The sequence below is a fragment of the Cupriavidus sp. FW306-1B-F12B genome (assembly GCF_058781795.1).
The window spans coordinates 145,575-171,510 of the sequence record NZ_JBYSXC010000007.1 but is presented as its reverse complement, the minus strand read 5'-3'; the positions used below and the strand labels follow the sequence as shown (position 1 = coordinate 171,510).

Below are 25,936 nucleotides of genomic sequence, written 5' to 3'. Positions count from 1 at the left end.
CTCAGCGCGGCGAGGTCGCCCGGTCGCCGACCGCGATCACGTTGGAGGCGTCGGTGACCAGCGCATACGACACCCCCGGGAACACGCGAAAGACAAAGGCCAGGCCGTAGCGCTCATCAGGCAGGCGGATGGCGCGGTTGCTGTCGGTCTTGTCGGCGACGGTCTCGCCGGTGCGCGACAGCGCGAGCACATGCCCGGGCTCGACCCCGGCCTGGCTGCCGAGGTTGAGCACCACCACCTGCTTGGCGCCGCCGAACTCGACCCCGCCATAGACCTTGGCCACGCGGCCGTCGAGCTGCGTATCGGGCGCGTGCGGCACATAGCGCGCCGCTTCGCGCGCGGGCTGCGGCATCAGCAGCGTGCCCACGCCCATTTCCTGCCTGGCCTGCGTGACCTGCATGGTCGAGACCGCATCCGGGCCCTGCGCACCGCGCGCCAGGCGCACGTTGCCTTCGTATTCGGCCTCGTAGCCGAGCACGGCGTTGGAGACGGGGTCGCGCACCGGGGTGACCGGGCGGTAGGCCTGCCAGTCGCTGCCTTGCGGCGCGTCGGCGGGGATGCCGCGCGCATAGCCGGTGTCGTCGCGGCCAAGGATGACGCGCGACTCGGACACGGCGACGATGCGCGCCGAGGTGGCCAGCGTATCCTGGTCGACCACCAGCGGGCGGATCAGGAAGGGCTCGATATCGGAGGACGCGATGCTCAGGATGGCGGCGCCGTCGGCGGCGTTGCCGCGTATCTGCGGCGACAGGCGCACCGTGCCGCTGCCGGCGGGCGTGGTCGACAGCCAGGCGCGGCCGTCGCGCTGGATCAGGTACAGGATCTGTCCCGGATAGATCAGGTGCGGGTTGCGGATCTGTTGCTGGTTCATGCCCCATAGCTCAGGCCAGCGCCATGGCTGGCGCAGGAAGCGGCCCGAGATCCCCCACAGCGTGTCCCCCGTGCGCACGGTGTACTGCGACGGCGCATTGGCAGCCAGGTCTGAAACGGGGATGCCCTGTTGGGCCGTGCGCTGGGCTTCGGCCTGCTGTGCCGGCGTGACCGTGAGGTCCGCGGCCAGGGCCGGAAGCGTGGCCGCGGCAGTGAAGCCGGCGACACTCAACAACGCATAGGCAAGCTTAGGGATGAACGCGTGCAGCCTGCGGCCCGACGCCGCCTGGAGTTCTTTGGTAAGATCGCGCATTTTCCTGACCGGCCGGTGGTTCGGCCGGATTGACCCGGGAGAGCGTGCCTGTTTCGGCGCGCCTTGAATTTTTGTACTTGCGCCCCGATTCTGCATGTAAACACCCGCCGCCGCAACGCGGCCCGGTTGCCGGCAGCGGCCGGCGTTGCGCCTGAGCATCATGGCAAAACTCGATATCCTGACCTACCCCGATCCCCGTCTGCACACCGTTGCCAAACCCGTTGCGGCAGTGGACGACCGCATCCGCCAGCTGGTGAAGGACATGGCTGAAACCATGTACGAAGCGCCCGGCATCGGGCTGGCCGCCACGCAGGTCAACGTGCATGAGCAGGTGGTGGTGATCGACGTCTCGGAAACGCGCGACCAGCTCCAGGTCTTTATCAACCCGGAGATCGTCTGGGCCAGCGACAACCGCAAGGTCTGGGAAGAGGGCTGCCTGTCGGTGCCCGAGGTCTATGACCGCGTCGAGCGCCCCGACCGGGTGCGCGTGCGCGCGCTCAACGAGAAGGGCGAGAGCTTCGAGCTCGAGGCCGACGACCTGCTCGCTGTCTGCATCCAGCATGAGATCGATCACCTGCGCGGCAAGGTCTTTGTCGAATACCTGTCGCCGCTCAAGCTCAACCGCATCAAGAGCAAGCTGCAGAAGCGCGAGCGCACCCGCATGTAAGCGGCGCCCTTCCACAAAGATGTAACAGCCCGCCCGGAATCCCGCCGCCAGCGCGCGGCACCCGCGCGGGGTCTGTTATCTTTATGACTTCCGAAGAACAAAAGAACCGGCCGCGATAGCGGCCGGTCCTGTTTCAGGCCACGGAACCTGCCATGTCCCAAGCCAGACCCCTGCGTGTCGCCTTTGCCGGCACGCCCGAGTTCGCGCGCGTCGCGCTGGAAGCTATCCACGCCGCCGGTTTTCCCGTCGTGGCGGTGCTGACGCAGCCTGACCGCCCCGCCGGCCGCGGCCTGCAGCTGCAGGCCAGCCCGGTGAAGCAGTTCGCCGCCGCCAGCGGCCTTGGGCCGGTGCTGCAGCCGCGCTCGCTGCGCCGCCAGGGCAAGTACCCGGAAGACGCCGCCGCGGCCATCGACGCGCTCGCCGGCACCGCCCCCGACGTGATGGTGGTGGCCGCCTACGGCCTGATCCTGCCGGCCGAGGTGCTGGCCCTGCCGCGCCTGGGCTGCCTGAATATCCACGGCTCGCTGCTGCCGCGCTGGCGCGGCGCGGCGCCGATCCACCGCGCCATCGAGGCGGGCGATGCCGAGACCGGCATCACGCTGATGCAGATGGACGAAGGCCTGGACACCGGCGACATGCTCACGCGCGAGGCCGTGCCGATCGGCCCGGACGACACCACCGGCACGCTGCACGACACGCTGGCCGCGCTGGGCGCGCGCATGACCGTGGCAGCGCTGCAGAAGCTGGCCGCCGGCCGCGCGCTGGCCGCCACGCCGCAGCCGGCCGAAGGCGTCACCTACGCCGAGAAGATCGCCAAGGACGAGGCCCCGCTGGACCTGCGCCGCCCGGCCGCGGCGCTGGCCAACCAGGTGCGCGCGTTCAACCCCTTCCCGGGCGCGACGGTGCAGGTCGGCGATACCGTGATCAAGTGCTGGCAGGCCGTGCCGCTGGCCGCCGCCAGCAGCCTGCCGCATCCGCCCGGCACGGTGCTGGCGGCCGACGCCGCCGGCATCATCATCGCCTGCGGGGAGGGCAGCGCACTGCAGGTCACCGAGCTGCAGAAGCCGGGCGGGCGCCGCCAGCCGGCGCAGCAGTTCCTGCAGGCCCTGCCGCTGCCGCCGGGCACGCGCTGCGCGGTACCCGGCAACGGCGCCGCGCAGGCATGATCGGACGGGCCTTGGCCGCACATGGCGGCATAAGTGCCGGCGGCACCGCCCCGGCCGGCGCAAGCGGCCACGGCTCCCCCCTGAAACCGTTGAACAGCCGTTGAACAGCCGTTGAATTTTCGGGTATCGCCCCCTATCTAACGGTCATCGCGCCCGCTTTCCCCCGGGACGCGCCTCACGATTACACGGAGATCACCGCAATGTTCAACTGGGTCAAGACCTTCATGCTGATGGCGGCCATCACGGCGCTGTTCATCGTCATCGGCGGCATGATCGGCGGGCGCAGCGGCATGATGATGGCGCTGCTGCTTGCGCTGGGCATGAACTTCTTCTCCTACTGGTTCTCGGACAAGATGGTCCTGCGCATGTACAACGCGCAGGAAGTCGACGCCGGCAGCGCGCCGCAGTTCTACGGCATGGTGCAGGACCTGGCGCAGCGCGCCGGCCTGCCGATGCCGCGCGTGTACCTGATCAACGAAGACGCGCCCAACGCCTTTGCCACCGGCCGCAACCCGGAGCACGCCGCGGTGGCGGCCACCACCGGCATCCTGCGGGTGCTGTCCGAGCGCGAACTGCGCGGCGTGATGGCACATGAACTGGCGCACGTGCGCCACCGCGACATCCTGACCTCGACCATCGCCGCCACCATGGCCGGTGCGATCTCGGCGCTGGCCAATATGGCAATGTTCTTCGGCGGCCGCGACGAGAACGGCAACCGCAGCAACCCGATCGCCAGCATTGCCGTGGCAATCCTGGCCCCGCTGGCGGCATCGCTGATCCAGATGGCAATCTCGCGCGCACGTGAATTCGAAGCCGACCGCGGCGGCGCCGAGATCAGCGGCGACCCGCAGGCACTGGCCAGCGCACTGGACAAGATCCACCGCTACGCCCAGGGCATCCCGTTCCAGGCGGCCGAAGAACACCCGGCCACGGCGCAGATGATGATCATGAACCCGCTCTCGGGCGGCGCCATCGCCAATTTGTTCTCGACCCACCCGGCCACCGAGGAGCGCATCGCGCGCCTGATGCAGATGGCCCAGACCGGCACCTATCCCGCCTGAGCGGCCGGAAATCCGGGGCAGGGCCCCCGCACAGGGTAAACTGCCCGCTGTTCCGCATGGACCGGCGGGCTTTTTTTTGTGCCCGCGCCGGCCTGCTTCCCGATTCCAACGCCTGATCCGCCGCCTGACCGATATGCGCCTGCCTCCCGATTCGCTTGCCTTCCAGATGCTTGGCGCCGCCGCCGCGGTGCGCGCCGTCAGCGAAGGCACAGCCTTGCCCCAGGCGATCGAGGACGCCGCCGCGCAGCTGCGGCTGGACCGCGTGCAGGATGCCGCCACGCGCGGCGCGCTGCAGGACATCGCCTATCGCACCATGCGCCAGTTCGGCACGGCACGCGCACTGGTGACAAAGCTGGTCACGCGCCCGCCGGGCGCGCAGGTCGATTCGCTGCTGGCGGTGGCGCTGGCGCTGCTGCTGGAGCACGCACCGGGCCCGCGCGACAAGCAGGACGGCGCGGACGCCGGCCGCCCGGGCTACAGCACCTTCACCGTGGTCGACCAGGCAGTCAGCGCCGCCGCCTCCGAACCCAAGACTGCGCATGCGCGCGGCCTGGTCAACGCGGTGCTGCGCCGTTTCCTGCGCGAACGCAAGGCGCTGCTGGCCGAGGTCAACCGCGACGAGCAGGCGCGCTGGAACCTGCCGCCGTGGTGGCTGCGCATGCTGCGCGAGGCCTACCCGGACCAGTGGATGGCCCTGGCCGCCAGCGCCAATGTGCGCCCGCCGATGACGGTGCGCGTCAACACCGCGCGCGTGTCCGTGCAGCAGTACCAGACCGATCTTGCCAACGCCGGCCTGGCTGGCCATGTGGTCGGCCCGCAGGCCGTGCGCCTGGTGCGCGCGGTGCCGGTGACGCAGTTGCCGGGCTTTGCCGAAGGCGTGGTCTCGGTGCAGGATGCCGGCGCGCAGCTGGCCGCACCGCTGCTCGAGGTGGCCGACGGCATGCGCGTGCTGGATGCCTGCGCGGCGCCCGGCGGCAAGACCGGGCACCTGCTGGAACTGGCCGATATTGAAGTCACCGCGGTGGAAAGCGACCCGCAGCGCACCACCCGCATCGCCGAGAACCTGGCGCGCCTGGGCAAGCAAGCGCGGATCGTGGTCGGCGATGCCAGCCGGCCCGCCGACTGGTGGGACGGCCAGCCCTTTGACCGCATCCTGGCCGACGTGCCGTGCTCGGCTTCGGGCATTGTGCGGCGCCATCCCGATATCCGCTGGCTGCGCCGCGAGACCGATATTGCCAAGCTCATCACCGAGCAGCGCCGCATCGTCTCGCAACTGTGGCCGCTGCTCAAACCGGGCGGCATCCTGGTCTATGTCACCTGTTCTATTTTCCCAACGGAAGGCGAGGAGCAGGCGCGCTGGTTTGGTGCACAGCTGGCAGATGCGATACGATTGCAGGCGCCGGGGCAGCTGCTGCCCGGCACCCATGCCACGCAAGCCGCCGGCGCCAATGGCGAAAAGGACACCACTGCCGGCACCAGCCTGCCGTCGGATCATGATGGCTTCTTCTACGCCCGCTTCCAGAAACGCGCCTGATCTGATCCGATGCTGAGCACGCCGCGCCTGTCAGACTTCCGCGTCATGGTGGACACGAACGTGGACGCTGCCGCGGACCGGGCGTGCCTGCATCTGCGCCCCGGCAGCGCGGGCAGGCGTGGCCTGCTGGCGCAGTGGTGGCTGGCACTGGTGCTGGCGCTCGCCTCGCTACTGTGGCTGCCGCCCGTCGCGCGCGCGCAGGTCATCGAGGCCACCGAGGCGCGCATCGAGTTCCAGGACGGCGGCTTCGAGCTCGCCGCCAGCTTCGACTTCGACCTGCCGCCCGCGCTGGAAGACGCGTTGCACAAGGGCATCTCCCTCTATTTCGCGGTCGACTTCCAGCTCTCGCGCTCGCGCTGGTACTGGTTCGACGACAAGCCGGTCAACACCACCCGCAGCGTGCGCCTGTCGTACCAGCCGCTGACGCGCCAGTACCGTGTCTCCACCGGCGGCCTGCAGCTGCCGTTCACGCGCCTGAAGGGCGCGCTGCAGTTCATCCAGCGCGTGCGCGGCTGGCGCGTGTTCGAGCGCAATGTGGTCAAGCCGGGCGAGACCTACCACGCGGAAGTGCGCATGCGGCTGGACCTGTCGCAACTGCCCAAGCCGTTCCAGATCAACGCCGTCAACACGCGTGAATGGAACCTGGCCTCCGACTGGCGGCGCTTCGCCTATACGGTGCCGACGGACCTGAACGCAGCGCCGCCACCCCCGCCGCCCGCAGCGCCGCCGCCGCCCGCGCCGGCCCCAGGGCCCGCATCGCCGGCGCTGCCGGCCTCGCCCGCCGTACCCGCGCCTGCGTCGGCGCCTGCCGCTGCCATTGACTCACGCGGCCTGACCATGCAGACGGTGTCGTACGGACTGTCGCCCGCACTGCTGCTGCAGCCCGCCTCGAGCCAGCCATGAACAACTCGCTGTGGGACAGCCGGTTCCGGCGCGTGCTGTACCGCGTCGTGGCCGGGATCATCGTCTTCCTGGCGCTGGTGCTGGTGGGCCTGCTGGCCGGCGCATCGGCCAACACCGAATTCTTCGATCGCTATTTCACGCTGCTGTTCAAGGTGAACCTGGTGATCGGCGCCCTGCTGGTGCTGATCGTGGGTGCGCTGGCGCTGACGCTGTGGCTGCGCTATCGCCGCGGCAAGTTCGGCACGCGGCTGATGACCAAGCTCGCCGTGTTCTTCGGCGTGGTGGGCGTGCTGCCCGGCGTGCTGATCTACCTGGTATCGCTGCAGTTCGTCTCGCGCAGCATCGAGTCCTGGTTCGACGTGCGCGTGGAAACCGCGCTCGAGGCCGGCCTGAACCTGGGCCGCTCCACCATCGACAGCTCGCTCGCCGACCTGCAGGTCAAGGCACGCCTGATGGCCGAGCAGCTCGCCGGCGCCTCCGGCGTGGCCACCTCGCTGCAGCTGAACCGGCTGCGCGAGCAGTATGGCGTCCAGGAAGCCGCCATCTTCACCGGCAGCGGCCGCGTGCTGGCCACGGCGTCCAGCAACTACGCGTCGCTGGTGCCGGACCTGCCTTCGGGCGTGCTGGCCGAACAGGCACGGCTGGCCGGCGGCTACGCGGCGGTGGAGGGCGGCACCGACCCGTCGGGCGACGGCAGCCCGAGCCCCGAGCGCGTCGACAGCAGCCACCTGTACCGGCTGCGCGTGATCATTCCGCTGGGCGCCAGCCCGACCACGGCACAGGATGACGCGGCAGGCGGCAGCGCCCCGCGCGCGCTGGCCAAGCCGCCGCGCTGGGCCGGTTCCGGCCTGTCCGTCGAGCGCCGCCCGGAGGAATCGCCGTCGAGCGGCTTCGGCCTGGTTGGCGAGACCGTGCGCGAAGAGCGTTACCTGCAGGTGCTGCACCCGGTGCCGGCGGTGCTCGCGCGCAATGCCGACGAGGTCCAGCGCGCATACCAGGAATACCAGGAGAAGGCGCTGGGCCGCACCGGCCTGCGCAAGATGTATATCGGCACGCTGACGCTGACGCTGTTCCTGGCCGTGTTCATCGCGGTGATGCTGGCGCTGCTGCTGGGCGGGCAATTGGCGCGGCCGCTGCTGATGCTGCTGCAGGGGACCAAGGAAGTGGCCGAGGGCGACCTCTCGCCCAAGCGCGAACTGAAAAGCCGCGACGAGCTCGGCATGCTCACGCAGCAGTTCAACCAGATGACGCGCCAGCTGGCCGAGGCGCGGCTGGCGGTGGAAGAGAACCGCACCGCGCTCGAGCAATCGAAGGCCTACCTGGAAAGCGTGCTGCAGAACCTGACCGCCGGCGTGCTGGTGTTCGACCGCCGCTTCGTGCTGATTACCGCCAATCCGGGCGCGGAGCGCATCTTCCGCCAGCCGTTCGGCGCGGTGCTGGGCCTGCCGGTTGAGCAGATCCCTGGCATGGGGCCGTTCGGCGAGATCGTGCGCCAGGCCTTCTCGGACCAGAACACCAGCGAGGTGCTGGGCGGCGCCGAGCACTGGCAGAAGCAGATCGAGCTGCCGCAGGGCGAGGAACAGCCGCTTACGCTGCTGGTGCGCGGCGCACGCCTGCCCGGCGGCGAGCGCGATGAGCCCGGCTACGTGATCGTCTTCGACGATATCTCCGATGTGATTTCCGCTCAACGCTCGGTGGCCTGGGGCGAGGTGGCCAGGCGCCTTGCGCACGAGATCAAGAACCCGCTGACGCCGATCCAGCTCTCGGCCGAGCGCCTGCAGATGAAGCTCTCGCCCAAGCTCGAAGGCACCGACGCCGATGTGCTCAAGCGTGGCGCCGCCACCATCGTCAACCAGGTGGCCGCGATGAAGCGCATGGTCGATGACTTCCGCGACTACGCGCGCACACCGCCCGCGGTGCTGCAGTCGCTGCAGCTCAACAGCCTGGTGGCGGAAGTGCTGCACCTGTATGGCATCGATGATCCCGCAGTGCACGAGCATCCGGTGATTCATCCGACGCTGGGCACGGCGCTGCCCGAGATCAAGGGCGATCCGACGCAGTTGCGCCAGGTCATCCACAACCTGCTGCAGAACGCACAGGATGCCGCCACCGAGAACGTCGCGGCCGGTAGGGCGGCGCCCCATATCACTCTGAACACCGAGACTGTAGAATACAAAGATTCTGCCGGCGAAAACCGGCAGGCCGTCAAGCTCACCATTGCGGACAATGGTCCCGGTTTTGCGCCACGAATCCTGAGCCGTGCGTTCGAGCCCTACGTGACCACGAAAGCCAAGGGCACGGGCCTGGGGCTCGCGATGGTAAAGAAGATCATTGACGAACACGGCGCGCGAATCGAGATGCGCAATCGCATGGAAGGTGCGGAGATCGTCGGTGCACAGATCTCGATCCTGTTCGTTAAACTGACATAGTCAACAATGGCGTCCGGTCCCGGAACGCTGCGGTGGGGTTAAGAGGGGAAGTATGGCAACGATCCTCGTAGTCGATGACGAAATGGGAATCCGGGAGCTGCTCTCGGAGATCCTCAGCGACGAAGGCCACGTGGTTGAACTCGCGGAGAACGCGCTGCAAGCGCGCGAATACCGCGCAGCGGGTACGCCCGACCTCGTGCTGCTCGATATCTGGATGCCCGATACCGATGGCGTGACCCTGCTCAAGGAATGGTCCGCGCAGGGACAGCTGACGATGCCCGTCATCATGATGTCGGGCCACGCCACCATCGATACGGCGGTCGAGGCGACCAAGATCGGCGCGCTCAATTTCCTTGAGAAGCCGATCGCACTGCAGAAGCTGCTGTCCGCGGTCGAGCAGGGCCTGGCCCGCGGCATCGAACGCCCGCGCAGCAGCTCGGCCACCACCGCCGCGCCCGCCACGGCACCGTCTGCCGAACCCGGTTCGTCAGAGATCGTGCCCGAGGCCACCGCCGAGGCCGCCGCCAACGGCAGCCCCGCGCGCGTGCCCGAGGCCGAGATGCAGTTCTCCTTCGACATGCCGCTGCGCGAAGCGCGCGACCTGTTCGAGCGCGCCTACTTCGAATACCACCTGCTGCGCGAACACGGCAGCATGACCCGCGTGGCCGAGAAGACCGGGCTGGAGCGCACCCACCTGTACCGCAAGCTCAAGCAGCTCGGCGTCGAACTGGGCCGCAACAAGCCCGAGCCGGCCGAGCAATGAGGCTGTGACGCACATGACGCTTGACTGACCAAAAAAGTCCAGTTATAGTTTCGCTTCTTTGGCCCGGTAGCTCAGTCGGTAGAGCAGAGGATTGAAAATCCTTGTGTCGGCGGTTCGATTCCGTCCCAGGCCACCAGAACAAGAAAAGCCCGGCTCCCGCAGCCGGGCTTTTTGCATTGGGGCGCAGTGTCATAAACGCATCCGGACTCACGTCCCCGTCCTGTCGCCGCAACGGCGTACACATCCCGGCTCAACGCCAGCAACGCGCAACAGCCAACCCAGAAGTAAATATCTTCTACTTGGCAGCCGATCTATGTATCTCTACGATGCCCTGATGCGCTGCCGCCCGGCGGCGCGGACCGAGCCGGCCAAGCCGCACCCATAACGCGGACACCCGGTCCAGGGCTTACTTTCTTACCGGGGGGTCTGATGGATACGTTGATCGGGACAAACAACCGCTGGCCGCCGCAGACTGCGGGCGACGAGCGCGGGTTGTGGAAGAGCACCATGGCCGCGGCCAGCCACGCGCTGGGAGCGGCGGGGCGGGTGCAGCAGGCGGTCTCGCAAACGCTGAAGCTGCAGCACAAGATCCGCGCGCTGCGCGACGAGCTGCACCAGATGGAGGCCGAGCGCGACGTCTACCGCGAGCTGCATGCGCGCACGGTCGAAGAGCTGCACCAGGCAATCGACCGCAGCCCGGCAGAGATCCGGCGGCTGCGCGCAGAGACTGAGGCCATGCAGGTGCGCCACCGCGCCTACAAGCTGCTGGTGCAGCACTACATGCGCCTGGGCGCGCCGATCGATCCCGCGGCCTTTGCCGAGCAGCGCAGCCGCGTGCAGCAGCACATCCTGTTCCAGCGCCGCAAGGGCATTCCGGTGGCACAGATCCGCGTCGAGGACATCGCGTTCCTGCTGCGCTGAGGCGCCTTGCGGCGGTGAAGCCATTCCCTTTGTCGCGATAAGCCAGGCTGCACTAACATGGCGGCAGCGAAGCATCCCGCGCTCGCATCCAACACTGCCAGGCCGCCATGTTCGACATCCAGAACTACACCAGCTTCGTGCTCGCCATCCTGGTGTTCCAGCTGATCCCCGGGCCGGGCACGATCGCCATTCTCAACGCCACCGCGCGCAATGGCGTGGCGGCCGGCATGGGAGCGGTCTGCGGCACGCTGCTGGGCGACCTCGTGTACATGCTCGCCGCGGTGGCGGGACTGGCGGCGGTGATGCAGGCCAATCCGCTTTTGTTCCACGGCTTGCAATGGTTCGGTGCCGCGTACCTGTGCTGGATGGGTGTGCAGCTGCTGCGTACGCGCTTTGCCACGGACGCCGGCGCGCCCGAGCCGCGCAAGTCTGCGCGCGTATACCTGCGCCAGGGCTTCACGGTGAGCCTGACCAACCCCAAGGTGGTGCTGTTCTTCGTCGCGTTCTTCCCGCTGTTCCTGCGCCCGGATGCGTCGCCGGCCACGCTGGCGGCGATGATGGCCCACGTCACGGTGCTCAGCCTTGCCTACCAGGCAGCGCTGGTGCTGGCGGGCAACGCAGTGGCCAGCCGGCTGCGGGCGCTGCCGTTCGCGCGCACGCTGGCAACGCGACTGGCCGGGATCGCGCTGGTCGGCTTCGGCCTGCGGCTGGCGGCCAGCAACCGGTAGCGGCCCGCGGCCAGGGCGGCGATTCGATACCGCGCGTCTGCACACAACAAAGCGGCCACGCATTGACGCGCTCCATGCGCGAGCGGAACACTGTCGCGTCCGCGCTCACCGCGTGCGCGCGGGCTTGCTACTGAACCGCCACCGTTCGAGGCGTCGTCTCAGGCGACGTTGTCCATCTTGCCGCTGCACGTTTTCCTTACTGCCTTTGCCGCGACCTCGCGGCCGCTCTCGTATCCCGTTCGTTGCTCCGCTTTATCGCTGCCGCGCGCCGTCAACGGAGCGCAGCGATGAGTACGCTCGCACGCCGCCTGGTGGCCGAAGGCCTGGGCACGGCGCTGCTGGTGGCGATCGTGGTGGGCTCCGGCATCCGTGCCGAGCGCCTCGCCGCAGGCGACACCGCACTGGCGTTGCTGGCCAATTCGCTGGCCACCGGGGCTGGGCTGGTGGCCTTGCTGGTGTCGCTGGGCCCGGTCTCGGGCGGGCATTTCAACCCGGTGGTGAGCCTGTCGGCGCTGCTGCAGGGCACGCTGCCGCCGCGCGATGCGCTGCGCTATGTGATGGTGCAGGTGGCGGGCGGCGTCTGCGGCGTGCTGGCCGCCCATGCGATGTTCGGCGAGCCGGCGCTGGCCTGGTCGGCGCAGAGCCGCACCGGCGCGGCGATGTGGTGGAGCGAGTGCGTGGCCACCTTCGGCCTGGTCGGCGTGGGCATCGGCACGCTGCGCAGCCGGCCGCAGCTGGTGCCGTTCGTGGTGGCAGGCTATATCACCGCGGGCTACTGGTTCACGTCGTCGACCTCGTTTGCCAACCCGGCGCTGACCATCGCCTGCGCGCTGACCGATACCTTTACCGGGATCCGGCCGCAGGACGTGCCGGGCTTCGTGCTGGCCCAGATCGGCGGCGGGCTGGCAGCCACGCTGCTGTTCCACTGGCTGTGCCGCAAACCCGCTGCGGCCGCCACGGCGCAGGCCGACTGGCGCGCTGCGCCCGCCAGCGCCCCTACCAGCGCCGATTGAGCTGCACGCCGAAGATCGAGCCGCTCGCCTGCGAGGCCCACGCGTCGGCCGGCGCGGTGTAGCCGATGCCGTCGACGTCGCTGGCACGGCTATAGGTGTAGAAGGCGCGCAGGTTGGCATTGCCGGCCGACTTGCCCAGCGTCAGCGTGGGCGCCACGGTCAGCGCGGTGCGCTGGCCGCTGACGCCGAAGCCGGACGAGATCTGGTCGTGCGAGACCTCGAAGTTCAGGCGGAACTGGTTGCTGGCAACGTAGGCAGGACGCAAGCGCGTGGTGGTCCACTGCAGCGTGCCGACCGGCGACCGGTCGAACTGCAGGCTTTGCTCCACCGCGCCGCTCAGCCCTGAACGGCCCTTCCATTCCATCGATTCCGCCACGCGCGTGCGCGACAGCGCCGGTCCCATGCCGGTGTAGCCGGTCATGGCGGTGCGCGATCCCGATCCGAACTGCACCCCGAGCCGGTTGGTGCCGAACAGCACGCCCTTCTGCTCGTGCAACGCAGACGCCCACCATGCACCGCCGGGGTCTTCCACCAGCGGCTGCGCCTCCACCCGCGTGAAGCCGAGCTGGATCGAACCCTGTTCGTTGGTATTGATGGGCGCGGTGCGCAGCGAGTGGTAGCTGGGCAGGTTCTGGCCGTTCTGGTCGGCGCGCGCGGTGTACTGGTAGCTCAGGCCGATATCGCCGATCACCTTGGCGTTGTCGACACCGAAGCGCATCGCCGTGGAATTGGGCGGCAGCAGGCCGGACGACAGCAGGAACGGCGCATTGTCGCGCCGGCCGGCCCACATGGTGGCGCCGTCCAGCACCGCCAGGCCGCTGACGGCGGTATAGAACTGCGGCACTAGGGCGTAGGGATCGATCGCCGCGGGGCGGCCATTGACCGTGGTGGCGTCGGTGCCGCGCGCCTGCGCGATCAGCATCACCTGCGCGCCGCCATCCAGGTCCAGCACCGATTCGCGGATCTTGACCTCGCCGGCGCTGCGGCAGGCCAGCCCGTTGCCGATACCGGTGGAAAGCGCGCCGCCGGGGCAGGCGCGCATGGTGGCCGGGCGTTCCTCGGCCGCGGCGCGGCCGCTGTAGCCGAGGCGCCACACGGAATCCCCGGCGGGGTCGTCGGCGGGCAGCTGCGAGTGCAGTACCGGCGGGGCGTCCGGCGGTGTGCCACCGGTGGTGCTGTCCGCCGGCTCGGCGGGCGCCTCGGCCTGGAACTGGCCGAGCCGGGGCGGGAACAGCACCAGTGGCGGCGGCGGCTGGGGTGGCAGTTCAGGCGGTCCGACGAAGCTCGGGTCGGCAGCGGGGCTGGTGCCGGCCAGGGTTGCCGGCGCGCTGCCGTCAGGCTGCACGCCGGGCTGGGCAGCCGGCTCGCCCGTGGTGCCTGGCGCCGGTGCCGCTGGCACGGTCACGCTGGCCGCAGGTGCCGCTTCGCCGGCGATCAGCGCCGCCAGCGGATCCTCCGTGCTTGCCGTGGCCGGCGTGGCAGGCCCGGCGGCTTGCGCCGAACCAGCGGTCACCACCGGCGGCACCGCCGGGCGCGGTTCGATGCGGGGCGGCGGGGTGGTCGCGCTGGTCGTCGCATCCCCGGTCTGCGCGCACGCGACCAGGCCCCACGCGGCCAGCACGGCAAAACCGAGGCGGCGCAGGGGCAGGCCACCGCGTCCGGCAGGGCCGGGACAAAGCGGGATGGCGGGAATTCGACGGGAGACTGGCGGCAATTCGGACAGCAATTCAGTCAAGCAACAACGATGGCCGGAGCAGGCAAGGGCTCCGGAGGCGGGACTGTTTTTTATCAGCCGACCCATTTGACCGCAAGCCGGGTTACAAAATCCATCACACTGTGCGCCGTCTCACAATGCGAAAAACCCCGGGATATGGCGCGATTGACTAGCGAAAACCCGCACTTGCGCGATACCCCGTGGCGAAAGAGCCACCGCTATAATCGGCTGGCTTGTCTTTCGGGTAAGACAGCCCTTTGCCGTGGCCCGCGACCGGCGCCAGGCATGCAGGGCACGCCGCCGTGCCCGTTCGCAACAGGCACAGCGTTGCGCAAGCCGCTGTACCCCGGCGGCTGGTGCGTCACGGTCCGGCGCGCGGCATCATGCAAGCCGCGAGCCTGCATCCGAATCAATATCTATAAGAGGAGAAGTGGAGATGGAACGTCGTTCCTTTCTGTTGAAAGCGTCGGCCGTGGCCGCCACGGGGGCACTGGCCGCGTGCGGCAAGGGTGAAGAGAAGGCAGCACCTGCCGCCGCCAGCGGCCCGGCAGCGCCGGCCGTGGTCGGCAGCAACCCGGCCGTGGAATGGCGCCTGGCCTCGAGCTTCCCCAAGTCGCTCGACACCATCTACGGCGGTGCCGAGCTGCTGTCGGCCCGCGTCAAGGAACTGACCGACGGCAAGTTCAACATCAAGGTGTTTGCCGCCGGTGAAATCGTGCCGGGCCTGCAGGTGCTGGACGCGGTGCAGAACAACACCGTGCAGATCGGCCACACCGCCGGCTACTACTACTTCGGCAAGAACCCGACGCTGTGCTTTGACACCACCATCCCGTTCGGCCTGACCGCACGCCAGCAGAACGCCTGGATGATGCAGGGCAACGGCATGAAGCTGATGCGCGAGTTCTTCAAGGAATACAACGTCGTCAACTTCCTGGGCGGCAACACCAATGCACAGATGGGCGGCTGGTTCCGCAAGGAAATCAAGACCGTGGCCGACCTGCAGGGCCTGAAGTACCGCATCGCCGGCTTTGCCGGCGTGGTGCTGTCGCGCCTGGGCGTGGTGCCGCAGCAGATCGCCGGCGGCGACATCTACCCGGCGCTGGAAAAGGGCACCATCGACGCGGCCGAGTGGGTGGGCCCGTACGATGACGAGAAGCTGGGCTTCTACAAGGTGGCGCCGTACTACTACTACCCGGGCTGGTGGGAAGGCAGCGCCCAGCTGTCGTTCTACGCCTCGGCCACCGAGTACGAGAAGCTGCCGGCGCTGTACAAGCGCGCGCTGGAAACCGCCACCATCGAGGCGCACACCAACATGATGGCCAAGTACGACACGGTCAACCCGCAGGCGCTGGCGCGCCTGCTGGAAAACGGCGTCAAGCTGCGCCCGTTCTCCAAGGAGATCATGGAGGCCTGCTTCAAGGCGACCCAGGAATCCTACGCCGACGAAACCGCCAAGAACCCGTCGTTCAAGAAGATCTACGACGACTGGCGCGTGTTCCGCAACAACCAGGCCGCCTGGTTCAACGTGGCCGAACAGGGCTTCGCCCAGTTCAGCTTCGCGCGCAAGCTGTAAGCGGCACACTGCCCCGGGGCCTGCCGCAAACCCCATGTTCCCTCGGGAGCATGGGGTTTTTTGTTGGCCACGGCAGGCGGGCGCCCGTCGGGCGGGGATCGCGCGGCGCCGGTAGAATCGCCGGCATCTACCGGAAATCCCTATGCAACTCGGCATTCTCTACGCCCTCCTGGCCTACGTCATCTGGGGGCTGCTCCCGCTCTATATCAAATCGCTGCCCGGCATTGCACCGCTGGAGATCCTGCTGCACCGGATGGTGTGGTCGCTGGTATTCCTCGGCCTGATCCTGACCTGGCGGCACCAGTGGGCGTGGCTGGGCCGGGTGCTCAGGGACCGGCGCCTGCTGCTGTCGTTCGGCGCCAGCGCGGCGCTGCTGTGCGCCAACTGGTTCCTCTACATCTGGGCGGTGTCGGCCAACCGCGTGGTCGATGCCAGCCTGGGCTACTTCATCAACCCGCTGTTCAGCGTGCTGCTGGGCGTGGTGTTCCTGCACGAGCGGCTGCGCAGGGTGCAATGGCTGTCGATCGCGGTAGCCGCCGCCGGGGTGGCCTGGCTGACGGTGGCGGCAGGCCAGCTGCCGTGGATCGCGCTGGGGCTGGCGGCCAGTTTCGGCGGCTATGGCCTGCTGCGCAAGACTGGCGCGCTGGGTGCGCTGGAAGGGCTGTCGCTGGAGACGCTGCTGCTGTTCCCGCTGGCCGCGGCGGCACTGGCCTGGCTGTTCGCCACCGGCCAGGACAGCTTCACCCACGCAGCGCCGGGTACGCAGTGGCTGCTGCTGCTGGCCGGGCCGGTCACGGCGGTGCCGCTGCTGTTCTTTGCGGCCGGCGCGCGGCGCATTCCGCTGTCGTTGCTGGGCCTGCTGCAGTACACCGGGCCGACGCTGCAGCTGCTGCTGGGCGTGTGGCTGTGGAACGAGCCGTTCCCGGCGCAGAAGCAGGTCGGCTACGCGCTGATCTGGCTGTCGCTGGCCTTGTATGCGGCCGAGGGGCTATGGATGAATGCGCGGCAGAAGCCCACTATCATCCAATCGATCAATGAAACCAACTAAAAATCAAACCATTTCATTCGTCACACGGATAACCAATACGGTGCCTGGCCACCATGTCCGCCCCGCCTGATGCCACTCCCTCGGTCCAGCGCAAGATCATCCATTGCGACTGCGACTGCTTCTACGCCTCGGTCGAGATGCGCGACGACCCCTCGCTGCGCGGCCGCCCGATGGCCGTGGGCGGCTCGCCCGACCGGCGCGGGGTGATTGCCACCTGCAACTACGAAGCGCGCGCCTTCGGCGTGCGTTCGGCGATGCCGTCGGCACAGGCGCTCAAGCGTTGCCCGGACCTGCTGATCGTGCGCCCGGCGATGGACAAGTACCGCGAGGTCTCGCGCCGGATCTTCGCGATCTATCGCGAATACACCGCGCTGGTCGAACCGCTCTCGCTGGACGAGGCCTACCTGGACGTGAGCCTCTGCACCCGCCACGCCGGCAGCGCCACCCGCATCGCCGAGGAAATCCGCCAGCGTGTGCGCGATGAAGTGGGGGTGACGGTGTCGGCCGGGGTGGGGCCGAGCAAGTTCGTGGCCAAGATCGCCAGCGACTGGAACAAACCCGACGGACTGTTCGTGGTCAAGCCGGCGGCGGTCGATGGCTTTGTCGCCGCGCTGCCGGTGGAGCGCATCCACGGCGTGGGCAAGGTCACCGCGGCCAAGCTGCGGCGCCTGGGTGCCGAGACCTGCGGCGACCTGCGGCCGTGGTCGCCGGACCGGCTGCACCGCGAGTTCGGGGTCTTCGGGGCGCGGCTCTACAAGCTGTGCCGCGGCGTCGACGAGCGCGAGGTCACGCCCGAGCGCGAGCGCAAGTCGATCAGCGTGGAAGAGACCTATGCCAACGACCTGCCCGACCTGCAGGCCTGCATGGCCGAGCTGGAACCGCTGATCGCCATGCTCGAAGCCCGCATCGACCGGGCTCAGGCACACGACACCATCGACAAGCTGACCGTGAAGCTGCGCTTCTCTGACTTCCGCCAGACCACGGTGGAATGCCGCGGCCACGCGCCGGACCGCACCGTCTACGCGCGCCTGCTGGCCGAGGGCCATGCGCGCCGGGGCTTGCCGGTGCGGCTGCTGGGGGTGGGGGTAGGGACCAGCGACCGGGATACGTCGCAACTGGAACTGTTCGACTAACCGCATGATTATTCCTACGAATAATCAACGCAGATAAAATCAGGACACCCTGATAAATCGCATCAATAAACTAGCTACTGCAGGTCGTTGCGCATCACCAGCAGCCACGGCATATGCGAATTGGTGACGCCGTCGAGCCGGCCCGAATCGCCCAGCTCGATCTCCTCCATCGACACCGACTGCTGGACATTGCCGCCGATGGCACGCACCACGCGCGTTGCCGGATCCACGCCGACCACGATGTCGCAATGCATGGGGGTGGTCCCGAAGCCGATTTCGGCGATGTCCTCGAGATAGCGGTCGCGCCCGCGCCCGGCGCAGATGATGTCGCCGGGCCTGGGCATGGCGGGCACGGGCTCGATATGGAAGGCTGGCCTGGGCAGGATGCCGTCGCGGGCATCGACCACGTACATCGAGTGCGACTGCCCGGTCAGGAACTGGCGCTCGTCCAGCCCCGCCTTGCGCAGCACCCATGAGATAAACACCGCCGACCAGGCCCAGGACCCCTGCGTCACCTGCCGGCACCCGGGCGCTTCGCCGACGATGCCCCAGTAGCGGCGCGCCAGCGAGCAGCCCAGGGGCGTGGCTTCCATGCCGGTGCCGTCCGGAAAGGACAGGCAGCTGGCGGCGGGTGGCGGATTGCCGTTGGTCTTGGATTCGGTGTCGGTGGTGGCGGCAGCGGGTGCCCCGGCCTCCGCGGGGGAAGCTGGCTGGGCCTCCGGGATCTCTGGCAGTGGCGCAGGCAGTTCCGGTGCGGGCACCGGGCTGTAGGTGACGCAGGAGGTGTCGTCCCGGCCCAGCCGCACCACCTGCCCGCCCCAGCGGACCCATTCCTGCGTGGCGATCTCGACGATGCGTTCGCGCGGCGTGGCGCCCGGGCGCGTCACCGGCCTTTCGGTGTCGGGCAGGGCGCTCGCCTGCGGCCGCACCGGCTCGCTGACGGTGGTGCAGGCACTCAGCAGTGCCAGCGCCACGGCAACGCAGGCCGCGCGCATGGCGCCTGCAGCCTGTGGAGAAAGCTGTGGAACCGGCTGTGGAAAGCGCTGTGCATAACGCTGTGGAGATCTGCGGCGCGGCGGACGGGCAAGCATGGAGGCCCCATGTGGCACGGCACCCGGTCCGGCCTGTCACGGCCACGGCTGGACGCCTGTTGGAAGACTTCGCGCGCGATCGCCCCGATGGCGGATTCAGCGATGCGGCGGATACTGCAGAAAATCAGCTTACTGCTGTGGATAACGTCCCCCGCCTGGCGCTCGCCTGCACCCTCGGGCACCGGGCGGCGGCATGGCGGGGTCTGACAATTCGGGCCCTGCAGTGCAGCCCGTCAGGCTCACTGGTTGACAGCGTCCTTGAACTTCTGGCCAGCCTTGAACTTCACGGTCTTGGCTGCTTCGACCTTGATTTCTTCGCCGGTACGCGGGTTGCGCGCCATGCGCTCGCCACGCTCGCCCTTGCTGAACGTGCCAAAGCCGATGAGGCTCAGCGTTTCGCCCTTGGCCACGGCGTCCATGATGGCCGACAGGGTCACGTTCAGTGCCTGTTCCGCCTTGGACTTGGTCAGACCGTCCACCCCGGCTGCGATAGCGTCGATCAGTTCGGTTTTCGTCATGCTTCACTCCGTATCGAGTTGATAAAACACAGGCGTCCGCATGCCGGGCGGCCTGACTGGCACCGCTCCGGCAAAGACGCCGCGGGCCACATGATACCGTGTCGGACAAGGCGCACCGGGAACAGATTGTTACCTGGCAGTTTCCGCGAGGCCGCGCCAGGCTGGGCTTCGCGGCAAATCGACGCAGCTGGGTACAGCCATCGCAAGCGGCGGAAGGTGACGAAAGCGCCCTAAGCTGACAGGGCAGGGCACCCAAGCCGCGCAGGCGCGATGGCGCGCGGACCGGGTGCCTGTGCCCTCACCCATCCCTCACCAGAGGCTCTCAGAGGCCCTCTGCGCACGCCGAGGCGTATTGGACAGGCCTGGAGAGCCAGCGACGGCCAGAAGCGCTTGCAGACGCTCTGGCAGCCTCGGGAGGCACCGACTGCACTATGTTGCATGTTATCGGATCACCGGGCCTGACAGCGAACAGAGCAGCTATTCGGGGCATGCATGGCGCCTTGCAGGATCGGTTTACGGACCGGCTCCAGATACTGTCTGGCAGCGTATACGCGCAAGTCGGTGTGATTGGGCGTATACGCCCGAGGTATACGCCCAATCTTCAAACCCAAAACCACAAAGTTTCGCGCTATCGCGACGTTTACGGTCCCGGCCATTCGGATGATGCCTTGGGGGCATTCTGTTGCCGACGCCGTTGGTTCGTTCTTTCGGTTTACCTTTTTCTTTCATGTATACAAATAGTAGTAGTAAGTAAACACCCGCTCCTGCTGTGGAAAACCACGTAAACGTCTTTCGGTTCAACGGTTTACGTAAACGAGAAGTGGTCGTATCCAATGTTGGTCGAGGTGGATGACTCAGCCATCCGGAGGAGGCCAGTGCCGCAAGCCCTCCGACTTATGCCTGAGGCATCCCCATGCCAGCCCCAGGCAGCCCACATCCAATCCGCGTGCTTGTCCACAGTTCGAGGCGGGGTTATCCACACGCGGGGACGTAAACGGGCGGCGGCTGAGGCGGAAACGGGGTGCCGTATACGTGCCAATTGCAACCAAGGCGTATACGGTGAGGCCGCCGGAAAGGGGTGTTACGTATACGTGTCACGGTTGCACCGGTATCATCCCCGCTCGCGCCGGAACGGCCGGCACAGCGGGCCACTCAGGCACAACAGGCGACGAGCACGGAAAGGCAAATGGCGGACAAGGCAAAGCGCAAGGCAGCGGACGAGGGCAAGAAGAAGACGGCGAGCGACCGGATCGAGGTGCGCCAGTCAGGCGTGCACGGCAAGGGGGTCTATGCGATCGGCCAGATCGCCGAAGGCGAACGCGTGATCGAGTACAAGGGCGAGCATATTTCGTGGAAGAAGGCGCTGGAGCGCCATCCGCACGATCCCAGCGATCCCAACCACACTTTCTACTTCAGCCTGGACGACGGCAGCGTGATCGACGCCAAGTACGGCGGCAACCGCGCGCGCTGGATCAACCACGCCTGCGAACCCAATTGCGAGGCGCGCGAGAAGAAGGGCCGCGTGTTTATCCACGCGCTGCGCGACATTGCCCAGGGGGAGGAGTTGTTCTACGACTACGGCCTGGTCATCGACGCGCGCTATACCGCCAAGCTGAGGAAGGAATTCGAGTGCCGCTGCGGCAGCCCGCAATGCCGCGGCACCATGCTGGCACCGAAGGAAAAGAAGAAGAAGGCCAAGTAAGGCGCGCGTCCCAACCCGCGCCGCCGCCAGCGCAGCGGCGGGTTCAGGCCACCGATCCTGGCGGTTCGCAGGGGATCCGGATCACGAAGCGCATGGTCGGCCGCCGTTCGGGCGCGCCGTCCGCGGCCGGTGCATCGCCGGCCGCACCTGGAACCGGCGGCACGTCCTCGATGCGGATGGTGCCCTGGTGCAGCGTCACGATCTCATGGACGATGGCCAGCCCCAGCCCGGCGCCGCCGCTGTGGGCCGCCCGCCCGCCGCCCGGCTCGGGGGCGCGGTCGCCGCGGAAGAAGCGCTTGAAGACTTCCTCGCGCCGCTGCGGCGGGATGCCGGGGCCGTTGTCTTCGACCATCACCACCGCCATGCCGCGGTGACCCATGGCCTCGCCGCCGGCGCGCACCGTGATGCGCCCGCCCGCGGGCACGTACTTCACCGCGTTGTCGATCAGGTTGGACAGGGCCTCGCGCATCAGCAGCCGGTTGCCGCGCACCACCGCGGGCGCGCTGCCGGTGAAGGTGGGGCCGGGCAGGATCTCGAAGCCCAGGTCGATGCGTTGCGCCAGCGCCTGCGGCACCCACTCGGCGCCGATCTCGAAGGCCAGCTCGGCCAGGTCGAAGTGTTCCACCGGCCCGAGACGCTCCAGCGACAGCCCCGGCTCGGCGCGCGCCAGCGACAGCAGCTGGTTGGACAGCCGTACCGCGCGGTCGGCGGCGGTCTGCACCTCGCGCAGCGCATGCCGGGCGACTTCCAGTGAATCGGCTTCCTGGGCCCGGTCGGCATGCAGCTTGACCGCGGTCAGCGGGGTGCGCAGCTGGTGCGCGGCATCGGCAATGAACTTGCGTTGCGCGTCGAGCGCGTCGCGCAGCCGCGCCAGCAGCGCATTGAGGCCGCGGATCAGCGGCGCCACCTCGGCCGGCACCTGGGTCTCGTCGAGCGCGGCGAGTGAACGGGCAGTCTGCCGGTTGAGCTTGTCGGCGAGGATCTGCAGCGGCACCAGCTCTTCCTTGAGCACGTGCGACAGGATCAGGCTGCCGACCAGCAGCAGCAGGATCAGCGGCACCGACACCGACAACAGGATCTCGTTGGCGGCGGTCTCGCGCCGGTCCAGCAGCTCCGCCACCTCCACCACGATCGGCCCGCGCGCGGGTTTGCCGGCCTCGCTGGTGCCGAGTTCGTCCACCGCGGCGCTGGGCAGCATCACCGGCAGCCGCACCGCGCGCACCTGGCGGCCGCTGAACCAGGCGTAGAACAGGCGCGCATCGTGCAGCGTGGTCTGGCCGGTGCCGTAGCCCAGCCAGGTGTCCATGCCGCCGATCAGCCCGTCGGGACCGTGGATGCGCCAGTAGATGCGGTCGGTGCCCTCGGCCTCGACCAGCGTCTGCGCGATCATCGGGATGTCCTGCTCCAGGCGCGGGCCGGCAATGCGGATCTGCTGGGCGATGTTGTTGGCCACGCCATACAGCGCGCGGTCGAACACCTGCGTGGTGTAGTGCGCCGCCAGCCAGTACGACAGCGAGCCGCTGGTCAGCACCAGTGCAAACAGCGGCGTGGCCAGTGCGCGCAGCAGGTGCGCGCGCAGGCTGATGTTGGAGCCGGGGCGGGAGGCCTGGCGCGTCGCCGCGGGCGCAGGGGTGTCGCCGGCGGCGTCAGCGGCGGCGGAAGCCGGGGGCACGTTCCGCGTTGCGATGCGGGAGGCCGTGCGCCAGGAAACCCGGGAGGAGGTGCGGGAGCGAGGCCACATTGCCGGCTAGGCCGAAAGGCAGGGCCGCGTGTCGGATAACCGCGGCGGCCGGAGCGGTTTCATTGTCCGGCGCGGATCTGCAGCAGGTAGCCGAAGCCGCGCACGGTGACGATCTCGACATCGCTGTCCTCGAGCTTCTTGCGCACGCGGTGCACATAGACCTCGATCGCGGTGTCGCCCACGGTGTCGCCGCCTTCGCCGGCGGGGTGGGCAAAGGTGGCCAGGTGGTCCTGCAGCTGCGCCTTGCTGACCACGCGGCCCTGGCGCTGCAGCAGCAGCTCCAGCACCGCGAACTCGCGCGGCGACAGCTCCAGCGGGCGGGCGTCGATAAACATGCGGCGGTCGTTGCCCGACAGCCGCAGGCGCCCCAGGCGCACGTCGCGCTCGGGGGCGGCCTCGCCGTGCTGGCTGCGGCGCAGCAGCACGCGCACGCGCGCTTCCAGCTCGGGCAGGGCGAACGGTTTGATCAGGTAGTCGTCGGCGCCGGCGTTCAGGCCCGAGAGCTTGTCTTCCAGCTCGTCGCGCGCGGTCAGGATGATGACCGGGGTGGTGCGGTTGCGGGCGCGGTAGCGCGCCAGCAGGGTCATGCCGTCGATGCCGGGCAGGCCCAGGTCCAGGATGACCAGGTCGTGCTGCTCGCGCAGCAGGTGTTCGGTGGCATAGACGCCGTCGTGGACGACGCGCATCTGGTGGCCAGCGCGGGACAGGCCGGCTTCGACGCCGCTGGCAATCTGGCGGTCGTCCTCGATCAGCAGGATACGCATGGCGGCAGTTCGGGCAGGAAGTTGGGCATGGCTGGAGGGAAGGCCTCTTGGCGCACACGGGAGGTGCGGGCCTGCCGCAGATTGTACTAGCCGCGGGCCTCCGCTTCCTTACGGATTGCCTACAGCGGCCCGATCCGGCGCTGCCGCCGCGCCCGCGCTTAGTCCGTCACCGCGTCGGCGGCGCGCTCGATGAAGTGGGCCAGGTCGATGTCGCGCTGGGTCAGGCCGTTGGCATCGTGCGTGGACAGCGTGATGTCGACGCGGTTGTAGACGTTGAACCATTCCGGGTGGTGGTCGGCTTTCTCGGCCTGGATCGCCACGCGCGTCATGAAGCCGAAGGCGGCATTGAAGTCATGGAAGGTGAAGCGCTTGAAGATCGCGTCGCGGTCCGGGACGGTGGTCCAGCCGGGCAGGTCTGCCAGCAGCGTGACACGGGCTTGCGGGGAAAGAGGGGTCATAAGGGGCTCGATCTGGTCGTAACGAAAACGAAGGCCGCAAATCAATGCGGACAGCCGGCCCGCCCGCGCCGTGGCGGCGGGCATGCCGGCATTGTTTCACAAAGCGGGAAGCGGGGCAGCGCGCCCCGGGTTTGCCGGCGAGGGCCGGATCAGATGTCTTCGGTGTCGGCCCAGCCTTCACGGGTGCCGACATTGAGCACCTGGTCGCCCGGGGCCACGTCGCCCGCGCCCAGCGTCGGCTGCGCGCGCAGTTCTTCGTACAGCGGCGCAAAGTCCGGCCGGGTGGCGTCGAACAGCTGTTCGAAGCTGTCGATCACGAAGTAGGTCTTCTGGAAGGTGTCGATGCGGTAGCGCGTGCGCATGATGCGGCGCACATCGAAGCCGATCCGGTTGGGGCTGGCCGAATCCAGGCTGTAGATCGACTCGCCCTGGCTCGACAGGATGCCCGCGCCGTAGATGCGCAGGCCCTGCGGCGTGCGGATCAGGCCGAATTCAACCGTGTACCAGTACAGCCGCGACAGCATGTCCAGCGCGCCCAGCCCGTTCGCCTTCAGCCCGCCCTTGCCGTAGGCCTCCATATAGTCGGCGAAGACCGGGTTGATCAGCAGCGGCACATGGCCGAACACGTCGTGGAAGCAGTCCGGCTCCTGCAGGTAGTCCAGCTGCTCGGGCTTGCGCATCCACCAGCTGGCCGGGAAGCGGCGGTTGGCCAGGTGTTCGAAGAACACCTGGTCCGGCACCAGGCCGGGAACGGCCACGACCTGCCAGCCGGTGGCGCGCATCAGGGTTTCATTGAGCTGGTCGAAATCGGGGACGCGGTCCTTGTCCATGCCCAGCGTGGCCAGGCCCTGCAGGAATTCATCGCTGACACGGCCCTGCAGCATCGCGGCCTGGCGTTCGTACAGCTTGCGCCAGATGGCGTGGTCGGTGCTGGTGTAGCGGTGCACCGGCTGGGCGATGGTGAAGTCGGGGCGCAGTTCCTGGCCGGACAGCAGGCCGGCGTCGAACTGTTCCTTGAGCTTGTCGGTCAGGGTGCCCTGGAAGGCGCCGGGGGCTTCGGTGGCCGTGGCGATGGACATGGTGCGCGTCTCCTTGTAATGCGTGCTTGCTGCATCGGCGGCAGCATGAATGCGGATTTACTGCGTAGTTTAGACAGCCAGGCGCGCAGAATGGCCGCAAAATCCGCTTGTTTTGGTGCGGCGGCGCATATAATGTGCATCGTTCAAATAAAGAGTGCGGGATTTGTGTATGACTGCCTCCGGCGTCTCCCTGGACCCCTTCGACCTCGCGCTGCTGGCCGTCCTGCAGGCCGACGGCCGCACCACCCACCAGCAGCTGGCCGAACGCGTGCACCTGTCGCCCAGCCAGGTCGGGCGCCGGCTGGCGCGGCTGGAAGCCGACGGCGTCATCACCGGCTACCGCGTCAACCTGTCATCGCAGGCGCTGGGCCTGGGGGTGATGGTCTTTATCAGCGTCAAGCTGGCCCACCATGCCGACACCATCATCGAACGCTTCCGCGAAGAGATCCTGCTGCTGGAAGAGGTGCAGGAGTGCTATTCGGTGGCCGGCGAGGCTGACTACCTGATCCGCGTGGTCGTGCCCGACCTGCCCACGCTGGCCGAATTCACCATGAAGCGGCTGATGCGCGTGCCCGGCGTGGAAAGCGTGCGTTCGAATATCGTCCTGACCGCGATCAAGTGCGACGGGCCGCTGCCGCTGTCGCACCTGCGCTGAATCTTTTCCTGCGGCGCGTTGCAGGTTTGCGTGCCGGTCTTGCGCTCCTGTGGCGTGCGTGTCACCCTCGCCAGGTGCCGCAAACGTGGCGG

23 protein-coding genes and 1 tRNA gene are annotated in these 25,936 nt (G+C 68.2%); 16 read left to right on the top strand and 8 right to left on the bottom strand.

Annotated elements, in window-relative coordinates; genetic code table 11:
* Window position 1: 1 nt before the first annotated feature.
* On the bottom strand, window positions 2-1,183 hold the full coding sequence (locus tag AC3WLE_RS14400; RefSeq protein ID WP_492357070.1) for a LysM peptidoglycan-binding domain-containing protein: 1,182 nt from the start codon (window positions 1,181-1,183) through the stop codon (window positions 2-4).
* A 160-nt stretch (window positions 1,184-1,343) separates the two neighbouring features.
* Between AC3WLE_RS14400 and def the strand changes: the two genes are divergently transcribed.
* From def to AC3WLE_RS14345, 11 genes are all read left to right on the top strand, one after another.
* Complete coding sequence (gene def, locus AC3WLE_RS14395; protein WP_010811325.1) at window positions 1,344-1,850, top strand: peptide deformylase; 507 nt, start codon at window positions 1,344-1,346, stop codon at window positions 1,848-1,850.
* 152 nt (window positions 1,851-2,002) lie between these two features.
* On the top strand, window positions 2,003-3,016 hold the full coding sequence (fmt, locus tag AC3WLE_RS14390) for a methionyl-tRNA formyltransferase (protein ID WP_492363580.1): 1,014 nt from the start codon (window positions 2,003-2,005) through the stop codon (window positions 3,014-3,016).
* Window positions 3,017-3,216: 200 nt separating this feature from the next.
* Window positions 3,217-4,077, top strand: a complete 861-nt coding sequence (gene htpX, locus AC3WLE_RS14385) for a zinc metalloprotease HtpX (protein ID WP_010811323.1) — start codon at window positions 3,217-3,219, stop codon at window positions 4,075-4,077.
* 133 nt (window positions 4,078-4,210) lie between these two features.
* Window positions 4,211-5,611: a 16S rRNA (cytosine(967)-C(5))-methyltransferase RsmB gene (rsmB, locus tag AC3WLE_RS14380; protein ID WP_492321569.1), complete on the top strand. Its 1,401-nt coding sequence runs from the start codon at window positions 4,211-4,213 to the stop codon at window positions 5,609-5,611.
* 9 nt (window positions 5,612-5,620) lie between these two features.
* Window positions 5,621-6,514 (top strand): DUF4390 domain-containing protein, encoded by an 894-nt coding sequence (locus AC3WLE_RS14375; RefSeq protein WP_492352657.1) that lies wholly within the window; start codon window positions 5,621-5,623, stop codon window positions 6,512-6,514.
* Window positions 6,511-8,943, top strand: coding sequence for a sensor histidine kinase (locus tag AC3WLE_RS14370; RefSeq protein ID WP_492321567.1), 2,433 nt, complete (start codon window positions 6,511-6,513; stop codon window positions 8,941-8,943). Before AC3WLE_RS14375 ends, AC3WLE_RS14370 begins: the two co-directional genes overlap by 4 nt.
* Window positions 8,944-8,995: 52 nt before the next feature.
* Window positions 8,996-9,706: a response regulator gene (locus tag AC3WLE_RS14365; protein WP_492352659.1), complete on the top strand. Its 711-nt coding sequence runs from the start codon at window positions 8,996-8,998 to the stop codon at window positions 9,704-9,706.
* Between the two features lie 60 nt (window positions 9,707-9,766).
* A tRNA-Phe gene (locus AC3WLE_RS14360) sits at window positions 9,767-9,842 on the top strand.
* Window positions 9,843-10,135: 293 nt separating this feature from the next.
* Entirely contained in the window at window positions 10,136-10,627 is a 492-nt protein-coding gene (locus AC3WLE_RS14355) for a hypothetical protein (protein WP_492321565.1), read from the top strand.
* 107 nt (window positions 10,628-10,734) lie between these two features.
* Window positions 10,735-11,355: a LysE family translocator gene (locus AC3WLE_RS14350; RefSeq protein ID WP_492357067.1), complete on the top strand. Its 621-nt coding sequence runs from the start codon at window positions 10,735-10,737 to the stop codon at window positions 11,353-11,355.
* Between the two features lie 287 nt (window positions 11,356-11,642).
* Window positions 11,643-12,368 carry an aquaporin gene (locus AC3WLE_RS14345; protein ID WP_492357066.1) on the top strand — a complete coding sequence of 242 codons (726 nt, stop codon included), beginning with the start codon at window positions 11,643-11,645 and terminating at the stop codon, window positions 12,366-12,368.
* Here AC3WLE_RS14345 and AC3WLE_RS14340 read toward each other — a convergent pair.
* Window positions 12,352-14,169 carry a carbohydrate porin gene (locus tag AC3WLE_RS14340; protein WP_492352661.1) on the bottom strand — a complete coding sequence of 606 codons (1,818 nt, stop codon included), beginning with the start codon at window positions 14,167-14,169 and terminating at the stop codon, window positions 12,352-12,354. The two genes, AC3WLE_RS14345 and AC3WLE_RS14340, sit on opposite strands and share 17 nt — an antisense overlap.
* A 349-nt stretch (window positions 14,170-14,518) precedes the next feature.
* Here AC3WLE_RS14340 and AC3WLE_RS14335 point away from each other — a divergent pair, with 349 nt between their 5' ends.
* From AC3WLE_RS14335 to dinB, 3 genes are all read left to right on the top strand, one after another.
* Window positions 14,519-15,655, top strand: coding sequence for a TRAP transporter substrate-binding protein (locus AC3WLE_RS14335; protein WP_492321561.1), 1,137 nt, complete (start codon window positions 14,519-14,521; stop codon window positions 15,653-15,655).
* A 142-nt stretch (window positions 15,656-15,797) separates the two neighbouring features.
* Window positions 15,798-16,703, top strand: a complete 906-nt coding sequence (gene rarD, locus AC3WLE_RS14330; RefSeq protein WP_492321560.1) for an EamA family transporter RarD — start codon at window positions 15,798-15,800, stop codon at window positions 16,701-16,703.
* Between the two features lie 53 nt (window positions 16,704-16,756).
* Complete coding sequence (gene dinB, locus AC3WLE_RS14325; RefSeq protein ID WP_492352662.1) at window positions 16,757-17,836, top strand: DNA polymerase IV; 1,080 nt, start codon at window positions 16,757-16,759, stop codon at window positions 17,834-17,836.
* Between the two features lie 74 nt (window positions 17,837-17,910).
* Here dinB and AC3WLE_RS14320 read toward each other — a convergent pair whose 3' ends face one another.
* Together AC3WLE_RS14320 and AC3WLE_RS14315 are read right to left on the bottom strand one after the other, a co-directional pair.
* Window positions 17,911-18,927, bottom strand: coding sequence for a DUF2272 domain-containing protein (locus AC3WLE_RS14320; RefSeq protein ID WP_492357065.1), 1,017 nt, complete (start codon window positions 18,925-18,927; stop codon window positions 17,911-17,913).
* A 239-nt stretch (window positions 18,928-19,166) separates the two neighbouring features.
* Window positions 19,167-19,445, bottom strand: a complete 279-nt coding sequence (locus tag AC3WLE_RS14315) for an HU family DNA-binding protein (protein WP_010811309.1) — start codon at window positions 19,443-19,445, stop codon at window positions 19,167-19,169.
* Between the two features lie 1,186 nt (window positions 19,446-20,631).
* On the opposite strand from AC3WLE_RS14315, the gene AC3WLE_RS14310 reads away from it, so the two are divergent.
* Window positions 20,632-21,147: an SET domain-containing protein gene (locus tag AC3WLE_RS14310; protein WP_492321557.1), complete on the top strand. Its 516-nt coding sequence runs from the start codon at window positions 20,632-20,634 to the stop codon at window positions 21,145-21,147.
* Window positions 21,148-21,190: 43 nt separating this feature from the next.
* Here the strand turns inward: AC3WLE_RS14310 and AC3WLE_RS14305 are convergent, their stop codons facing one another.
* The 4 genes from AC3WLE_RS14305 to phhA all read right to left on the bottom strand — a co-directional run bounded on the left by AC3WLE_RS14305 (window position 21,191) and on the right by phhA (window position 25,189).
* A complete protein-coding gene (locus tag AC3WLE_RS14305; protein ID WP_492357064.1) occupies window positions 21,191-22,819 on the bottom strand; it encodes a sensor histidine kinase N-terminal domain-containing protein in 1,629 nt (542 codons plus the stop codon).
* 128 nt (window positions 22,820-22,947) lie between these two features.
* Window positions 22,948-23,652 carry a response regulator transcription factor gene (locus AC3WLE_RS14300; protein ID WP_011616251.1) on the bottom strand — a complete coding sequence of 235 codons (705 nt, stop codon included), beginning with the start codon at window positions 23,650-23,652 and terminating at the stop codon, window positions 22,948-22,950.
* Window positions 23,653-23,810: 158 nt separating this feature from the next.
* Complete coding sequence (locus tag AC3WLE_RS14295; RefSeq protein ID WP_492321555.1) at window positions 23,811-24,110, bottom strand: 4a-hydroxytetrahydrobiopterin dehydratase; 300 nt, start codon at window positions 24,108-24,110, stop codon at window positions 23,811-23,813.
* Window positions 24,111-24,259: 149 nt separating this feature from the next.
* Window positions 24,260-25,189, bottom strand: a complete 930-nt coding sequence (phhA, locus tag AC3WLE_RS14290; RefSeq protein ID WP_492321554.1) for a phenylalanine 4-monooxygenase — start codon at window positions 25,187-25,189, stop codon at window positions 24,260-24,262.
* 169 nt (window positions 25,190-25,358) lie between these two features.
* On the opposite strand from phhA, the gene AC3WLE_RS14285 reads away from it, so the two are divergent.
* Complete coding sequence (locus AC3WLE_RS14285) at window positions 25,359-25,844, top strand: Lrp/AsnC family transcriptional regulator (RefSeq protein ID WP_010811303.1); 486 nt, start codon at window positions 25,359-25,361, stop codon at window positions 25,842-25,844.
* Window positions 25,845-25,936: the final 92 nt, after the last annotated feature.

What these genes read in the sequence shown, in the direction of transcription:
- fmt (WP_492363580.1), top strand. Translation starts at nt 2,003, where the DNA reads ATGTCCCAAGCCAGACCCCTGCGTGTCGCCTTTGCCGGCACGCCCGAG.
- AC3WLE_RS14375 (WP_492352657.1), top strand. Translation starts at nt 5,621, where the DNA reads ATGCTGAGCACGCCGCGCCTGTCAGACTTCCGCGTCATGGTGGACACG.
- def (WP_010811325.1), top strand. Translation starts at nt 1,344, where the DNA reads ATGGCAAAACTCGATATCCTGACCTACCCCGATCCCCGTCTGCACACC.
- AC3WLE_RS14355 (WP_492321565.1), top strand. Translation starts at nt 10,136, where the DNA reads ATGGATACGTTGATCGGGACAAACAACCGCTGGCCGCCGCAGACTGCG.
- AC3WLE_RS14310 (WP_492321557.1), top strand. Translation starts at nt 20,632, where the DNA reads ATGGCGGACAAGGCAAAGCGCAAGGCAGCGGACGAGGGCAAGAAGAAG.
- dinB (WP_492352662.1), top strand. Translation starts at nt 16,757, where the DNA reads ATGTCCGCCCCGCCTGATGCCACTCCCTCGGTCCAGCGCAAGATCATC.
- rarD (WP_492321560.1), top strand. Translation starts at nt 15,798, where the DNA reads ATGCAACTCGGCATTCTCTACGCCCTCCTGGCCTACGTCATCTGGGGG.
- htpX (WP_010811323.1), top strand. Translation starts at nt 3,217, where the DNA reads ATGTTCAACTGGGTCAAGACCTTCATGCTGATGGCGGCCATCACGGCG.
- AC3WLE_RS14300 (WP_011616251.1), bottom strand. Translation starts at nt 23,652, where the DNA reads ATGCGTATCCTGCTGATCGAGGACGACCGCCAGATTGCCAGCGGCGTC.
- AC3WLE_RS14350 (WP_492357067.1), top strand. Translation starts at nt 10,735, where the DNA reads ATGTTCGACATCCAGAACTACACCAGCTTCGTGCTCGCCATCCTGGTG.
- AC3WLE_RS14285 (WP_010811303.1), top strand. Translation starts at nt 25,359, where the DNA reads ATGACTGCCTCCGGCGTCTCCCTGGACCCCTTCGACCTCGCGCTGCTG.
- AC3WLE_RS14365 (WP_492352659.1), top strand. Translation starts at nt 8,996, where the DNA reads ATGGCAACGATCCTCGTAGTCGATGACGAAATGGGAATCCGGGAGCTG.
- AC3WLE_RS14340 (WP_492352661.1), bottom strand. Translation starts at nt 14,169, where the DNA reads ATGGGTCGGCTGATAAAAAACAGTCCCGCCTCCGGAGCCCTTGCCTGC.
- AC3WLE_RS14370 (WP_492321567.1), top strand. Translation starts at nt 6,511, where the DNA reads ATGAACAACTCGCTGTGGGACAGCCGGTTCCGGCGCGTGCTGTACCGC.
- AC3WLE_RS14320 (WP_492357065.1), bottom strand. Translation starts at nt 18,927, where the DNA reads ATGCTTGCCCGTCCGCCGCGCCGCAGATCTCCACAGCGTTATGCACAG.
- phhA (WP_492321554.1), bottom strand. Translation starts at nt 25,189, where the DNA reads ATGTCCATCGCCACGGCCACCGAAGCCCCCGGCGCCTTCCAGGGCACC.
- AC3WLE_RS14345 (WP_492357066.1), top strand. Translation starts at nt 11,643, where the DNA reads ATGAGTACGCTCGCACGCCGCCTGGTGGCCGAAGGCCTGGGCACGGCG.
- AC3WLE_RS14400 (WP_492357070.1), bottom strand. Translation starts at nt 1,183, where the DNA reads ATGCGCGATCTTACCAAAGAACTCCAGGCGGCGTCGGGCCGCAGGCTG.
- AC3WLE_RS14335 (WP_492321561.1), top strand. Translation starts at nt 14,519, where the DNA reads ATGGAACGTCGTTCCTTTCTGTTGAAAGCGTCGGCCGTGGCCGCCACG.
- AC3WLE_RS14315 (WP_010811309.1), bottom strand. Translation starts at nt 19,445, where the DNA reads ATGACGAAAACCGAACTGATCGACGCTATCGCAGCCGGGGTGGACGGT.
- AC3WLE_RS14295 (WP_492321555.1), bottom strand. Translation starts at nt 24,110, where the DNA reads ATGACCCCTCTTTCCCCGCAAGCCCGTGTCACGCTGCTGGCAGACCTG.
- rsmB (WP_492321569.1), top strand. Translation starts at nt 4,211, where the DNA reads ATGCGCCTGCCTCCCGATTCGCTTGCCTTCCAGATGCTTGGCGCCGCC.